General features: G+C 59.8%; 16 protein-coding genes. 8 read left to right on the forward strand and 8 right to left on the reverse strand.

Annotated features, from left to right (window positions below; all coding sequences use genetic code 11):
- Positions 1–22: 22 nt before the first annotated feature.
- Positions 23–190, reverse strand: a complete 168-nt coding sequence (locus ACYVDM_RS06600; protein ID WP_415791569.1) for a hypothetical protein — start codon at positions 188–190, stop codon at positions 23–25.
- A gap of 272 nt (positions 191–462) precedes the next feature.
- Here ACYVDM_RS06600 and ACYVDM_RS06605 point away from each other — a divergent pair, with 272 nt between their 5' ends.
- Positions 463–933, forward strand: a complete 471-nt coding sequence (locus tag ACYVDM_RS06605; RefSeq protein ID WP_415791571.1) for an MEKHLA domain-containing protein — start codon at positions 463–465, stop codon at positions 931–933.
- A 77-nt stretch (positions 934–1,010) separates the two neighbouring features.
- Here ACYVDM_RS06605 and ACYVDM_RS06610 read toward each other — a convergent pair whose 3' ends face one another.
- Positions 1,011–1,889: a helix-turn-helix domain-containing protein gene (locus ACYVDM_RS06610; protein WP_415791573.1), complete on the reverse strand. Its 879-nt coding sequence runs from the start codon at positions 1,887–1,889 to the stop codon at positions 1,011–1,013.
- Positions 1,890–2,163: 274 nt separating this feature from the next.
- On the opposite strand from ACYVDM_RS06610, the gene ACYVDM_RS06615 reads away from it, so the two are divergent.
- The 7 genes from ACYVDM_RS06615 to ACYVDM_RS06645 all read left to right on the forward strand — a co-directional run bounded on the left by ACYVDM_RS06615 (position 2,164) and on the right by ACYVDM_RS06645 (position 8,096).
- Complete coding sequence (locus ACYVDM_RS06615) at positions 2,164–3,219, forward strand: cyclase family protein (protein ID WP_415791940.1); 1,056 nt, start codon at positions 2,164–2,166, stop codon at positions 3,217–3,219.
- A 4-nt stretch (positions 3,220–3,223) separates the two neighbouring features.
- Positions 3,224–3,907 carry an amino acid ABC transporter permease gene (locus ACYVDM_RS06620; protein WP_415791575.1) on the forward strand — a complete coding sequence of 228 codons (684 nt, stop codon included), beginning with the start codon at positions 3,224–3,226 and terminating at the stop codon, positions 3,905–3,907.
- Positions 3,908–3,917: 10 nt separating this feature from the next.
- Entirely contained in the window at positions 3,918–4,589 is a 672-nt protein-coding gene (locus ACYVDM_RS06625) for an amino acid ABC transporter permease (RefSeq protein WP_415791577.1), read from the forward strand.
- Between the two features lie 11 nt (positions 4,590–4,600).
- The gene (locus tag ACYVDM_RS06630; protein ID WP_415791579.1) at positions 4,601–5,329 is read left to right on the forward strand and encodes an amino acid ABC transporter ATP-binding protein; all 729 of its coding nucleotides are present in this window, start codon (positions 4,601–4,603) and stop codon (positions 5,327–5,329) included.
- Between the two features lie 77 nt (positions 5,330–5,406).
- Positions 5,407–6,204 (forward strand): transporter substrate-binding domain-containing protein, encoded by a 798-nt coding sequence (locus tag ACYVDM_RS06635; protein ID WP_415791581.1) that lies wholly within the window; start codon positions 5,407–5,409, stop codon positions 6,202–6,204.
- Entirely contained in the window at positions 6,201–6,527 is a 327-nt protein-coding gene (locus tag ACYVDM_RS06640) for an NIPSNAP family protein (RefSeq protein WP_415791583.1), read from the forward strand. Before ACYVDM_RS06635 ends, ACYVDM_RS06640 begins: the two co-directional genes overlap by 4 nt.
- Before the next feature lie 36 nt (positions 6,528–6,563).
- Entirely contained in the window at positions 6,564–8,096 is a 1,533-nt protein-coding gene (locus tag ACYVDM_RS06645) for a UxaA family hydrolase (protein WP_415791585.1), read from the forward strand.
- 132 nt (positions 8,097–8,228) lie between these two features.
- On the opposite strand, the gene ACYVDM_RS06650 is transcribed toward ACYVDM_RS06645, so the two are convergent.
- From ACYVDM_RS06650 to ACYVDM_RS06675, 6 genes are all read right to left on the reverse strand, one after another.
- Positions 8,229–8,969 carry a FadR/GntR family transcriptional regulator gene (locus ACYVDM_RS06650; protein ID WP_415791587.1) on the reverse strand — a complete coding sequence of 247 codons (741 nt, stop codon included), beginning with the start codon at positions 8,967–8,969 and terminating at the stop codon, positions 8,229–8,231.
- Between the two features lie 31 nt (positions 8,970–9,000).
- The gene (locus ACYVDM_RS06655) at positions 9,001–10,281 is read right to left on the reverse strand and encodes a TRAP transporter large permease subunit (protein WP_415791589.1); all 1,281 of its coding nucleotides are present in this window, start codon (positions 10,279–10,281) and stop codon (positions 9,001–9,003) included.
- On the reverse strand, positions 10,278–10,841 hold the full coding sequence (locus ACYVDM_RS06660; RefSeq protein ID WP_415791591.1) for a TRAP transporter small permease: 564 nt from the start codon (positions 10,839–10,841) through the stop codon (positions 10,278–10,280). The genes ACYVDM_RS06655 and ACYVDM_RS06660 overlap by 4 nt, the downstream gene beginning before the upstream one ends.
- Positions 10,842–10,851: 10 nt before the next feature.
- Positions 10,852–11,832 carry a D-erythronate dehydrogenase gene (gene denD / locus ACYVDM_RS06665; RefSeq protein ID WP_415791593.1) on the reverse strand — a complete coding sequence of 327 codons (981 nt, stop codon included), beginning with the start codon at positions 11,830–11,832 and terminating at the stop codon, positions 10,852–10,854.
- A 16-nt stretch (positions 11,833–11,848) separates the two neighbouring features.
- Positions 11,849–12,889 (reverse strand): TRAP transporter substrate-binding protein, encoded by a 1,041-nt coding sequence (locus tag ACYVDM_RS06670; protein WP_415791595.1) that lies wholly within the window; start codon positions 12,887–12,889, stop codon positions 11,849–11,851.
- 73 nt (positions 12,890–12,962) lie between these two features.
- Positions 12,963–13,751, reverse strand: coding sequence for a hydroxypyruvate isomerase family protein (locus ACYVDM_RS06675; protein WP_415791597.1), 789 nt, complete (start codon positions 13,749–13,751; stop codon positions 12,963–12,965).
- Positions 13,752–13,775 lie beyond the last annotated feature (24 nt).

A 13,775-nucleotide genomic window follows, 5' to 3' on the forward strand; every position in this document is an offset into this window, starting at 1 on the left:
CACGCCGAGAGCAGACCTCCGATCACCGCCCTCGCGCCGCACCGCGCCCGATGGTCTTGCGATCATGAGCGGATTTGGCGTTCTTGATTCCCCCGCTGTTGCCTTGCCCGGGCCAGCGGGCTTGTTGCTTCAGGGCAGGCGTCGCGCCTTCCGGCTTCGCTTTCTCGGGTGCCTTGTCTTTCTTATCCATTTCAATCTCACGGTAATACGGTCAGAGCGAAATCGCTCATATCAACCAGCATAGGCCATATTCGCGAACAATGCCCGTCTTGTCTTGCTGGACCAGAGCCACATCGCTGTTCCCACGCTGAGATTGCCATGTTTCTAGCAGCCACCCCAACTAGGCCACGAGAAGCATAGGAGAAAAAAACGGCGTTGATAGGAGCGCGCCGACAGCGGTATGGGTTATGTTTGTAGTGGCTGGTGCTAGTGTAAAACGCAATTTCAATCTAAGTGGATCTCATGAGTCGCCGAACAGATACTGATTTTTTTCAACTGCTCACGGACAGCTATCTGCGCATCGTTGGGAAGCCATTGGTCCCCCCCGATGTACCTGCATATGCCGCGATGGAATGGATCTATCATCATGCGCCCTTCGGTCTATTGGCGCACGATACCAGCGAGGATCCTCGCTTCGTCTATGGAAACCGGCAAGCGCAATTGATCTTTGGATATAACTGGGAGGAGCTTATAGCATTACCTTCCAGACTTTCGGCCGCTGCACCGGAACGCATCGAACGGGAGAAATTCCTTCGCCAGGTCGAGAAGGATGGTTATGTATCCGACTATCGCGGCGAACGGATTACCAAAGAGGGGCGAAGATTCTGGATATCTGATGTGACCGTGTGGCAACTCGTCGACGAGGATCATGTATTGCATGGACAGGCTGCACTCATTCCGTACATTGGCTCGGCACAGTTGCAACGTACCTAGGTGGTCGGATCAGTGAGCTTCCGAAGAGAGTGCGAATGATACCGGGTGTCAGGCTCGCACCACGGTGCCTGACCTATCTAAGAATGCTGCGCGAGCATGTCCTCAAGCAACCGGGCGCCTTCCGAGCCGCGCTTGCAGATACTCCACAATCGGTCGAACAATTGCACGTGCAGGTCCACGGCTTCGGGATTGGACGTGATACTTGCCACGCCTACATGCAGGTTCGGCAGCTCCGCAATGCGGAATGGGCTTGTACCCAGCAGCACCTCGTTGCCTTTATAAAAAAGCTGGAACGCCACATTGGGGACGATATCCTCGACCAGGCCGATCTGTACGCCCACCGGCTCGGCCTTCATCATGTTGGCCAGATGTTGCACCTCGCGTCTCGCTGCCATGCGGCGTTTGGCAACAACGTCTTCGGGCAAGCCCAGGCGCCCGACCAATCCCAGCGTGACCAGCCGACGCAGTTCTTCAAGCGAAGTCAGGCAGGTAATGGATGGCTTGCGTTCGCGCGCCTGTTTGCGCCGTTCGCTCAACGTACGCAGCAGGGCGCGTTGCTCGTTTTGCCGATCGGCGCGCTGCTCGGTATCAGACACCGATTCCTGCAGCATGATTGCAAGGTCGTGGTCGTAGGACTCGGTCGTCAATAGATACGACAATGGGCTGAACAGGGCCACGATGTGGCTCGCATTCTCTTCCAGTTGCTGCATGCGCGCCTGATAACTGGCTGCATTCGAATGGTATTCAGCCCCTACGCCTAATAGCGATGCCAGACTGGTTCCCAAGATGGCGGCAATGCTCTCGAGCACGTCGACCTTGATGATATCGCCCTGTTCGATGCGATATAGCGCCGCGCGCGATACGCCCAGCCTCGACGCCAACTGGTCGGCGTTGTATCCGGCGCCGAGCCTGTAGGCGCGCACCCGCGCACCTATCTCGGCAAGATTGAATCCCATACCCATGTGTTGTGTGTCCACCCGCTAAACCATTGCTCTTCGAGGAGTTCGGACCAGAGACAGTGTATCAAAAAAAAGACGGTGCACGATGCTTTTTTCGCCATCGGAGTCCTGCAGTCTCGTCATCTTTAATAGATGATTACAGGGATTCAGCCGGCATGATCGATCTTTCGACGCGGGTTTTCACCTATTATCGCAGTGTCAATGTTATTCAATAATTAGATCACGTATAAAAATTGAGACAACAGTCGTGCACATTAAAACGCCGCCAGGCATTGACCACTCGCCGCGCTGGAAGCAACGACCCTCGGGCTCTAACTGGGGGGATTTCGGCGCCGATGACCAAGCCGGGCGCATGAATCTGGTCACCAGCGAAAAAGTCCTGCAGGGCCTGGCGGAAGTTCGCGAGGGCAGGACTTTCTGCTTGAGCCTGCCGCTGGACTTTCCCGGCGGCAATGCACTGAACGAGAAACGCCATCCTCCCGTGCTGCGTCCTACGCTGCGCAATGGCCATCCCAACATGAATTACCGCATGCGGGACGAACACAGCCATCTTACGGATGTTCTGTGTGACGACCTGGCGATCCTGCATTTGCAATATTCAACGCAATGGGACTCGCTTGCCCATATCGGCCAGTTGTTCGACGCCAACGGTGACGGCATTCCTGAGCCCGTCTTCTACAACGGCTATCGCGCCGGCATCGACATCATCGGCCCGAACGCGGCAGCCGATGCCGGCCTGCCGCCGACCGCAACCGCGCCATCCACGTCGGCGGCCCGCGCGCTGGGTATCGAAAACATGGCTGAGCGCTGTGTGCAGGGACGCGCCGTCATGATCGATCTACGGGCGCACCTGGGCGAACAGCGCACAAGCGTGGGCTATGACGCGCTGATGCGCATCATCGATCACGACAGGCTCGAGATCGAAAGCGGCGACATGGTGTGCCTGCACACCGGCTTTGCCGATGCATTGCTGGCGCAGAACAGGCAACCCAGCGCCGCAGTGCTGAACGGCATCGGCGCAGAACTGGATGGCCGAGACGCCGGGTTGCTGAACTGGATCACCGACAGCGGGCTGGCCGCGCTGATTTCCGACAACGCCGCCGTCGAAGCGCTGCCCGCCGGCCATACCGACGGCTGCTGCGCTGCGCTGCCCTTGCATGAGCACTGCCTGTTCAAGTTGGGCATCCACCTGGGCGAACTGTGGCATCTGACCCCACTGGCAACCCACCTGCGCCGCCAGGGCCGCTACCGGTTCCTGCTGACCGCGCCGCCTCTGCGCCTGCCCGGTGCAGTAGGCTCACCGACGACACCCGTCGCAACGGTGTAACGCCATGGATTACAGCTTCGATTATTCCAGCGTACTGGAGTACTGGCCGCAATTTCTGCATGGCGCATGGCTGAGCATCCAGCTCTCTTTCGGGGCAACCATTCTCGGATTTGCCCTCGGGTCCGTGTGTGCGGCGGCAAGCAACAGCCAATCCCACTGGCTCAAACGCATCGTCAGCATCTACGTCGAGGTCATCCGCAACACGCCATTGCTAGTGCAGCTGTTTCTGACTTATTTCGGTTTGTCGAGTATCGGCCTGCCCCTGTCCGCCACGGTGGCGGCCATGGCCACCCTAGTCATCAACGTTGGCGCCTACACCACCGAAATCATGCGGGCAGGCATGGATTCCGTCAGCCCCGGTCAGATCGAGGCTGCGGAATGCCTGGGCATGTCGCGCCTGCAGACCTACTGGCATGTGATCCTGCGTCCCGCCATGGAGCGCGTTTATCCGGCCCTGACCAGCCAGTTCGTACTGATGATGCTGGCAACGTCGATCACGTCCCAGATTTCGGCCGAAGAACTCACGGCGGTTGCCAACCTGGTGCAGTCGATGACGTATAGGGCTTTCGAGACCTACATGGTGACCGCCGTCATATACCTGTGCCTGGCGCAATTGATGCGGGCCGGCTTCGCGCTGTTGGGGCTGATGCTGTTTCCGCGCCGGCGCAAGCTGGGCACGCCGATCTGAGGGCATGGATATGGGCAACACGAGCTTCAATCTGGCTTATCTAGGGTACATGCTGCAAGGCGCGGCATGGACGGTCGGGCTGTCCGCGATGGGATTCCTCGGCGGCGGGATCCTGGGGGGCATCATCGCGCTGGCGCGCATTTCGCGGCGTACACCGGTGCGCTGGGCGGCCAGCTTGTATATCCAGCTCATCCAGGGCATTCCGCTGCTGATCTTGATGTTCTTGTTCTATTTCGGCCTGGGACTGATGGGTTACAACGTACCACCGCTAGCCGCCGCCGGCGGTGCCATGTCAGTCTACGCCAGCGCCTATCTGGGTGATATCTGGCGCGGCTGCCTGCAAGCGGTGCCGCGCTCGCAATGGGAAGCCGCCGAATGCCTGGGACTGTCTCCAGCGCAGCGCATGGTGTGTGTCATCGTGCCCCAAGCGATGCGGCTGGCTACGCCCAGTACCGTAGGTTTTCTGGTGCAGATAGTGAAAAACACGTCACTGGCTTCAGTGGTGGGCTTCGTCGAGTTGGTACGAGCCGGCCAGATGGTCAACAACACCCTCTACGAGCCCTTCATGGTGTTCAGCCTGATGGCAGTTCTTTATTTTGCCCTGTGCTATCCGCTGTCGCGATGGAGCCATGCACTCGAACGGCGCCTGAAAACCGGCCGCCGCGCGCGTGCGACGGCCTGAGGAAACACGATATGACAACCATCGTCAAAGTAGAGAACATTCACAAATGCTTCGACCAGACTCCGGTACTGAAAGGGGTTTCATTCGAAGTCGCCAAGGGCCAGGTAGTGGCCATTATCGGCAAGAGCGGCTCGGGCAAAAGCACCGCGCTACGCTGCATCGACAGACTGGAATCGATCGACAGCGGTGCCATTACGGTATGCGGCCACCAGTTGCACGACAGCAAGCTCAATCTGAAAACGCTACGTCGCGATGTCGGCATCGTGTTCCAGAGCTACAACCTGTTCCCGCACCTGACGGTCGAACAGAATGTGTCGCTGGCGTTGAAACTCGTGCGCAAGCTTTCCCGCACCGACGCGGCAGTCATCGCCGCCCGCGTGTTGGCTCAAGTCGGCATGGCGGACAAAGCACACAGCTATCCGGAACAGCTTTCTGGCGGGCAGCAACAGCGGGCAGCCATCGCCCGATCGCTCGCCATGGAACCGCAATTGATGCTGTTCGACGAAGTCACTTCAGCACTTGATCCGGAACTGACGGGCGAAGTCCTGCAAGTGATGGAATCACTGGCGCGAGGGGGCATGACCATGATCCTGGTGACCCATGAAATGGGTTTCGCCGAAAAGGTTGCCGACCAGATCATCTATATGCACGAAGGCAAGGTCCACGAAACCGGCGACGCTTCTATTCTGCGTGCGCCGCAAACCCAGGAATTGCGTAAGTTCGTCGGCAGCGGGCTATAGGCGCCGCAGGCTGTCGGACGCGCACGGCTGCACCCGTTACACCCCATACCCATACCCATACATCAGGGAGACAAAACATGTATCAACGTATCGCCAAACGCGCTGTCCAATACGGACTGGCCCTGGGCCTGACGGCCCTGGCCGCGTCAGCGGCGCACGCCGACCTTCTGGCCGACATCCAGAAAGCCAAGAAGATCCGCGTTGCCATCGAGCTCTCGCTACCGCCCTACGGAATGATGGACAGCGAATTAAAGCCCACGGGTTCCGATGTCGAGACCGCGAAGCTGCTGGCCGCCGACCTGGGTGTGCAGCTCGAGATCGTGCCCGTCACCGGGCCGACCCGTATTCCATATCTGCAGACCAACAAAGCCGATGTCGCGATCGCTACCCTATCCATCAGTCCGGCACGCGCGAAAGTGATCGACTTTTCAGTGCCCTATTCTGCGGTACAGATCGTTGTCGCGGCCCCCAAGAGCATGCCGATCAAGGATTTTGCCGATCTCAAGGGCAAATCGATCGCCATCACACGAGGCAATGTCCAGGAGGCGGAACTGATGAAGCGCGCGGTGGGCGCCCAGATCGTTCGCTACGACGACGATGCGACGCTTGTCACCGCGGGCATCACCGGCCAAGCCACCATCGTCTCGACGGCCACGACGCTGCTGCGGGAGATTCAGGAGAAAAATCCCAGTGCCAACCTGGAGACCAAATTCGTGGTGAAGAACTTCGATTTGGGCATCGGCATGCGCAAAGGCGAGCCGGCGTTGCTGGACTGGGTGAACCGGTGGGTAACAGAGAATCGCGCCAATGGAAAGCTCAACGCGATTTTTAAAAAATACAATGACGTCGATCTGCCCGCTGCCAACCAGCCATGATCCACGAACTGCGCATCTATCACTGCGCCCAGGGCCGGCTGCCGGCCCTGCATGCGCGCTTCCAGGACGCCACGCTACCCCTGTGGCAAAAACACGGTGTTCAGGCAATAGGATTCTGGACAACCGTGGTCGGCCCCACCAACCAGGCCTTGACCTTCATGCTGCGCTGGGAAAGCCTTGCCGAGCGCGAGCGCATCTGGAACGCTTTCTCGACCGATCCGCAGTGGTTGCAGGCGCGCGAGCGCTACGAAGCCGAAGGGCCGATCGTGGCCCGCATTGAAAACCAATTGCTCGAACCCACCGTGTACTCGCCGCTGCGCTGACCCGCGGCAACTGACCTGTCCTTCCGGCACCCTTACATGCCCCGCCCTACACCCATCATTCTGCTCCATCCCGATGACGACGTCGCCATCGCCCGCCACCAATTGGTGGCGGGCATGGAATTACCCGCCGCGGATCTCCGGGTTGCCGGGCTGGTTCCGCCTGGCCACAAGATTGCCGTCCGGCCGCTGCCTCAGGGCAGTTCAGTCAAGCGATATAACCAAGTCATCGGCGTGGCTACGCGGAACATCGCCGCCGGCCAGCACGTGCACGTCCACAACTTGGCGATGACCGGACACGGACACGCCGCCATGCCGGCACACCCCCCTGCCCCGATCGTGCCCTATGCGCAGCCCGCGCAGTTCATGGGAATCGTGCGGTCTGACGGACGTGTCGCGACGCGCAACTACATCGGCGTGCTCACCTCGGTGAACTGCTCCGCTACGGTGGCCCGCGCGATCGCGGATCGTTTCCGGCGCGAAATCTATCCGGACGAACTAGCACCCTTCTCCAACGTAGATGGCGTGGTCGCGCTGACCCACGCACAAGGCTGCGCGGTGGATGCCGAGGGAGACGGACTTGCGGTACTGCGCCGCACGCTGGCAGGCTATGCCCGCCAGGCCAATTTCGCCGCGGTCCTTATCGTCGGACTGGGGTGTGAAACCAATCAAATCGCCGGCCTGATGGCAGACTACGACCTGGCCGAAGGACCGGCCCTGCATACGTACACGATCCAGCAAATGGGCGGTACGGCAAAGGCCGTCGACACCGGCATCGCCAGGGTTCGGCAACTGCTGCCCGGCGCCAACCAGGCCACGCGCGAACTCGTTTCCGCCAGTCATCTGGTGGTCGGCCTGCAATGCGGCGGTTCGGACGGCTATTCTGGCATTACCGCCAACCCGGCACTGGGCATGGCCGTGGACACGCTGGTGCGCCATGGCGGCGCGGCGATTCTGTCAGAAACGCCGGAAATCTATGGTGCGGAGCACTTGCTTACGCAGCGGGCCGCCAGCCCTGAAGTCGCAGGAAAACTGCTGGAACGCATTGCATGGTGGGAAGCACACTGTGCGCGATACGGCGCCAACCTGAACAACAACCCCTCGGCCGGCAACAAGGCCGGCGGGCTGACCACTATTCTCGAAAAATCGCTGGGCGCGGTGGCCAAGGGAGGCACCGTGCCGCTAATGCAGGTCTACCAATACGCCGAATCTGTCACGGCCAAGGGCCTGGTTTTCATGGACACCCCCGGATACGATCCCGTGTCGGCCACGGGCCAGGTGGCCGGCGGCGCCAACCTGATCTGTTTCACCACCGGCCGGGGCTCCGCCTACGGCTGCGCGCCTGTACCATCGCTGAAACTGTCGACCAATACCGATCTGTGGCGCCGGCAGCAGGACGACATCGACTTCAACTGCGGCGAAGTGTTGGACGGCACAATGACGCTGGCGCAAGCTGGCGCACACATTTTCCAGGCCATGCTGGACACGGCATCGGGCCGGAAGACCCGAAGCGAGCAACACGGCTACGGCCAGAACGAATTCGTACCCTGGCAGTTGGGAGTAACGACATAGTTATGTTTCGGCCGGCTTGAGTTTGCGCGCAAACGCCCCCGGCGCGAAATCATCTACCGCTATGGCGCTTCATCCGACATGGAAATTTCGGATGCATGTCGGACACGACGGGCGCGCGCATTGCTCTCACGGTCAAACTAGGGGGGCAGCCCCTGCGTCATCAGACTCCGCAGCTGTCAGACGCTGAATCGATGTCTGCATATGCTGCAGCGCCGCCCGGCGGGCGCCCTCCACATCCCGGCGCGCGATGGCGTCCGCAATCGCTGCGTGCTCGGCCTTGACCTGCTGAAAGAAGTCCTCGCGCCGCGCTTCGTGTGTACGTGTGATCGTGATCACGTCACGCAGCACATGCCCGATGAATTCCAATAGTGACGTCAACAACGGATTCTGTGCCGCGTCGGCGATCGCCGCGTGAAACGCCATATCCTCGGCCACACCATCGCAGCCATCGGCCACCGCATCGTCGATACGCCGCAGCGCCCGCTGTATACGTGCGACCTGAGCGTCGTTGCAGCGGGCGGCAGCCAGCGCCGCCATTTCACTCTCCAGACCGCAGCGTACTTCCTGCACGGCTCGCGCCTCGATCTGCCCGCCCAGCGCATCAATGCGAAAGGTATTACGCTTTGGGTTCAGCACAATCGTGCCGCTGCCCTGGCGCGTTTCGACCAGGCCTTCGGACTTCAGACGCGAGATGGCCTCCCGCACCACGGTCCGGCTGACGCCAAACTGCTCGGCGAACTGTGGCTCAGTCGGCAGTCGCGTATTGACGGGATAGGCGCCACCACGGACGAGTCGCATTAATTCCGCGGTCACCCGGTCGGCCAATGTGCCGCCCGCAGGTTTGTTGGCCTCTCCCACTGAGCGCTCACTCATACCCTGGCTCCTGACGATATCAGCCACTATATCAGCCACTAAACCAGCGGGCCGGACCGGTGACCAACACCGGGAAAAGCACTAGTAGGAGCAAGATGATCAGCTCGGCGATCAGGAACGGCCACACGCCCCGCATCACATGATCGACGCGCTGCCTGGTCACCCCTGCCACGACGCTGAGCACGGTGCCCACGGGCGGCGTGATGAGGCTGATGGACATATTAATAATGAACAGAACGCCAAAGTATACGGGATCGATACCCGCCTGTCGCACAATAGGCATCAGCACCGGTGTAAGGATCAGGATGGTCGGCGTCATGTCCATCGCCGTACCCACCACGATCACCAGCAACATGATAGCCAGTAAGAGAAGCGTCGGGTTATCGAGGAACGGTTCCATCAGGTCCGTGATGGCCCCTGGCAAATCCGCCACGGTCACCAACCAGCCGGCGATCGAGGCTGCTGCCACCAGCAGCATCACCACCGACGTCGTACGTGCGGCCGCCATGAACACGGCATATAGCTGTGCGAGCTTCAACTCGCGATAGATCACTGTGGAGACGAACAATGCGTAGACAGCTGCCACCACGGCGGCTTCGGTAGGCGTGAACACACCAAAACGCAAACCGACTATGATGATCACGGGCAGCATCAGGGCCCAGCTCGCCTGCACCGTTGCGCGCCAGAGATCGCGTGCGCTGGCGCGAGATCCGATGGACAGATTGTCCTTGCGCACGCACAGCCACCATGTCACCCACAGCGCCGCCGCGATATAGATACCTGGCATAATGCCCGCGAGAAACAACTTGGTGATCGAGACGTTTGCCGCGACCCCGAAAATAACAAAGCCGATGCTAGGCGGAATCACCGGCCCGATAATGCCCGAGGCCGCGACCAGACCCGCCGATCGCGCCTTGGAGTGACCAGCCTTGATCATCATTGGCACCAGCAGCGCAGACAACGCCGCTGCATCGGCTACCGCCGAGCCCGACAGCGCCGAGAGGATGCAAGCCGCCACGATTGCTACATAACCCAGTCCGCCCTTGACGTGCCCAACGAATACCATGGCCACATCGACGATGCGTCGCGACAGGCCACCTACGTTCATCACCTCGCCAGCCAGCATGAAAAAGGGAATTGCCAGCAGGGGAAAATTATCCGCACCCGCGATGAAATTCTGCGCAATGATCTGCGCATCAAAGATGTCTAGATGCCACATCAGCGCCACAGAGGACACCAGCAGCGCAAATGCGATCGGCATGCCCAGCGCCATCGCGCCCAGCAATGCCCCGACGAATATCAATACGGTCATAGCTGTTTCCTTTCAGCGCGCGCGAGCTCACGCTGCAGGTTATCCAGCTCGGCTTTTTCTTCGGACTCCGTCACCATGACCAGATCCTCGTCACGCATGCGCCCAGACAGCAACCGATACATATCCCACAGCACCAGCGCGCCTGCAGAGATGCTGAAAACAATCCCCACCATGTAGACGATGGCCATCGACCATCCCGTCGCAGGCGCCTCGACGTGCAGGTTGATCAAGGTCTGCTCCCAACTGCCGGACATAAACAACCAGAGCGTGACCAGCATGAGCAATTGACTCACAATCAGGCACAGTTTCTGCCCCACCACCGGCAGGCGGCGAACCAGAACCTCCACTCCTAAGTGTTGACGTTCGCGCAGGGCCACGATGGCGCCCAGGAACACTAACCAGACGAACAGCCAGCGTGACACTTCCTCCGAGCTAGTGATCCCCGAATTCAAGCCATACCGCAGCACGACATTGCCGAACACCAGAACCACCATCCCCACCAGGCATAACACCATCATCAAGCCCAGCATCCGAAAATAACCGTCTATCAGCCTTTTCATGCGTGCTCCTTCAAGCGGGCGTGTGCTGCGTCGCCGAGGGCGTATCACCCACGCGTGCCATATGGGCACGCACAACCGACACATAGTCCTCGTCCGCGACAAAGCCCAATGCACGCGCCCGAACCGCATCGAAATCGTTAGGCCATGACGCCACGATCCGTTCCACCGCGGGATCATGTTCGTAGCGGATCAACTTCGTGATTTCTTCGCCAGCCGCGATGCGCAGCGCATCGATCATGGCCCCTACCGACACCGACAAACCTGGCAGATTCACCGTCCGGTCATTACCCAGTAGCTCGCCATCGAGCGTGAGTGCATGCAAGAGGTTGTCGATCGCGCGATCGGGCGATTGCAACCACATCCGCATTTCGGGTGAAACGGGACATATGGCTTGTATGCCGGCCAGCGGCTCGCGAATGATCCCGCTCGCAAAACTGGAGGCCGCTTTATTCGGCGCGCCGGGCCGCACCGAAATCGTCGGTACCCGTAGCGTGATACCGTCGATGAAGCCTTTACGCGTGTAATCGCCAACCAGCAGCTCGCCAATGACCTTCTGCACGCCGTAGGAACTCTGGGGCAGCGCCCGAGTATCGTCCTGCACCCGCTCGGGCAACTTGCCGCCAAATGCGGCAACCGAACTTGTGAATACGAATCGGGGCTTTGTGCCCAGCGCGCGCACATGCTCAAGCAACGCGCGCGTTGCATCGATATTGACGCGCGTGCCGAGATCAAAATCCGCCTCGGCCTGACCGCTGACGACAGCGGCCAAATGAACAACAGCCTTGGTGTCCGCCGCGATGGCACGTGTGAGCGTCTCGCGGTCACCCACGTCGGCCACCATGCTTTGAACACGGGGGTCCACCACAGGACACGGCACCAGATCGATAGTGACGATACGGGTGACTGGTTGGCCGGCCAGGCCGTTATTCAGCAGGCGGCGTACCAGCATCGATGCCAGGAAACCACCTCCGCCGGTAATGGCGATCTGCATATTGTGACTCCGATGCTTAATTGGAAGTACCGCGAACTTCGTTGATCTCGGCCATCATTTCGGCACCGAGATCACCGCCCAAATCCTTAGAGAATTTGTCGATGACGGGCTGGAGCTTTTCGCGCATACGATTGGACTCTTGCTCCGACAACTGATTGACCTCCATACCGCGCTCCTTCAGCTCCGCCAAAAAGCGCGCTTCGCTTTCGCGCGACACCTTGCGCTGGTATTCGGAAGCTTCCATAGCGGTTTCTTTCAGCAGCGTCTGCTCGTCAGCCGTGAGTTTGTCCCACACACGCTTGCTGACCACCACCACATACGGGGTATAGGTGTGACGGGTAAGGCTCAAGTACTTCTGAACCTCGTTGAACTTAGACGTATTGGTCGTTCCCAGCGGGTTTTCCTGACCGTCCACCGCGCGCGACTCCAGCGCGGTGTACACCTCGGGGAACGGCATCGGCACCGCGTTTGCGCCCAGCGTGTTGAAGGTCTCGATATACACCGGGTTCTGCAACACGCGAATCTTCAGGCCTTGCATGTCTTCAAACTTGGTGATGGGGCTACGGCTGTTGGTGATGCTGCGGAAACCGTTTTCCATCCAGCCCACGACGACCATGCCGTTAGCATTCATCTTCTCGGCAATGGCGTCCCCTACTTTGCCGGCCAGCACAGCGTCGACCTCTTCGGCCGTATTGAACGTGAACGGCAGATCCAGCAGGCCGATCTCACGTACGACGCTCGCGATCGGCGACGAGGTGATGATACCGAGCTCCTGCACACCGCCCTGCACGGCCGAGGTCATCTGCGCATCGCCGCCGATGCTGCCGTTACCATGGATACGCACCTTGATCTTGCCGTCACTACGTTCGGCCAACAACTCCTGCCAGCGCTTGGCACCCAGTGCCGCCGGGTGATCGTCTGCGATCACGTGGCCCAATTTGAAGTTGCGCTGCTTATAGTCAGGCGAGTCGGCGGCGATCGCGCCCGCGGCAAAGCAAGCCGCAACCAGGCCCAGGCTGTAGCGGCTCAGCCGCTGGCGAGAAATGGTGAAATTCATTTGTGGTCTCCTAAGTGCTTATGTTTGGTGATGCCAAGGGTGCTACGTGGTGAAACAGGGTCTGTGGCCCGGCTCAGGCGGCGATGCCCAGTCGGCGCAAATCAGCAAGCCAGCCCAGGCTTTCTGCCGAGGTGCCTGTGGGCTTGTACTCGGCGCCGACATAACCTTGCCAACCCAGGTTGTTAAGCTCGCGCAGCACCTCGACGTAGTTCAACTCGCCCTTGTCCGGCTCACCGCGCACAGGGACCCCGGCGATCTGTACATGACCAATCTTGTCGAAGTGACGGCGCATTCGCGTGATCACATCGCCTTCCTCTACTTGAATGTGATAGCAATCGAACATGATCCGCAGATCACCCAAGCCCTGGCGTTCGATGATATCGGCGGCCTGATCCACGCTATGCAGGAAATACCCAGGCCGATCGCGTCCATTCAGTGGTTCGATCACTAGCATCGAACCACTGCCCTCTGCCCAACGCAACGCACGTTCAAGATTGCGGTGGTAACAGCGACGTGCATCGAGTGCTGGCACATCGCCGGCCAGGCCGGCCATCACGTGGATCGCGGGATTTCCAACGGCTTGAGCGAATGCCAACGTATCGCGCACGGATTTTTCAAACGCGGCCTCATAGCTGGGCAGCGCCGCCAGGCCCCACTGACCGGACCCGCCCCATGGTGTGTTGATGCCGATCATTTTCAGTTGATGTTCGTCGAGCAACGCACGGACCTCGGCCGCCGATGCGTCCTCGTAGGGAAACCAGCACTCCACTGCATCAAAGCCCGCATTCTTTGCTGCGGCAAATCGTTTCACGAAAGGCAGTTCAGTAAAGAGAATCGAAAGGTTGGCGGAAAATTTCAGCATGATGTCCTGACAAGGGAAGATTTG

Source organism: Bordetella tumulicola, assembly GCF_054779135.1.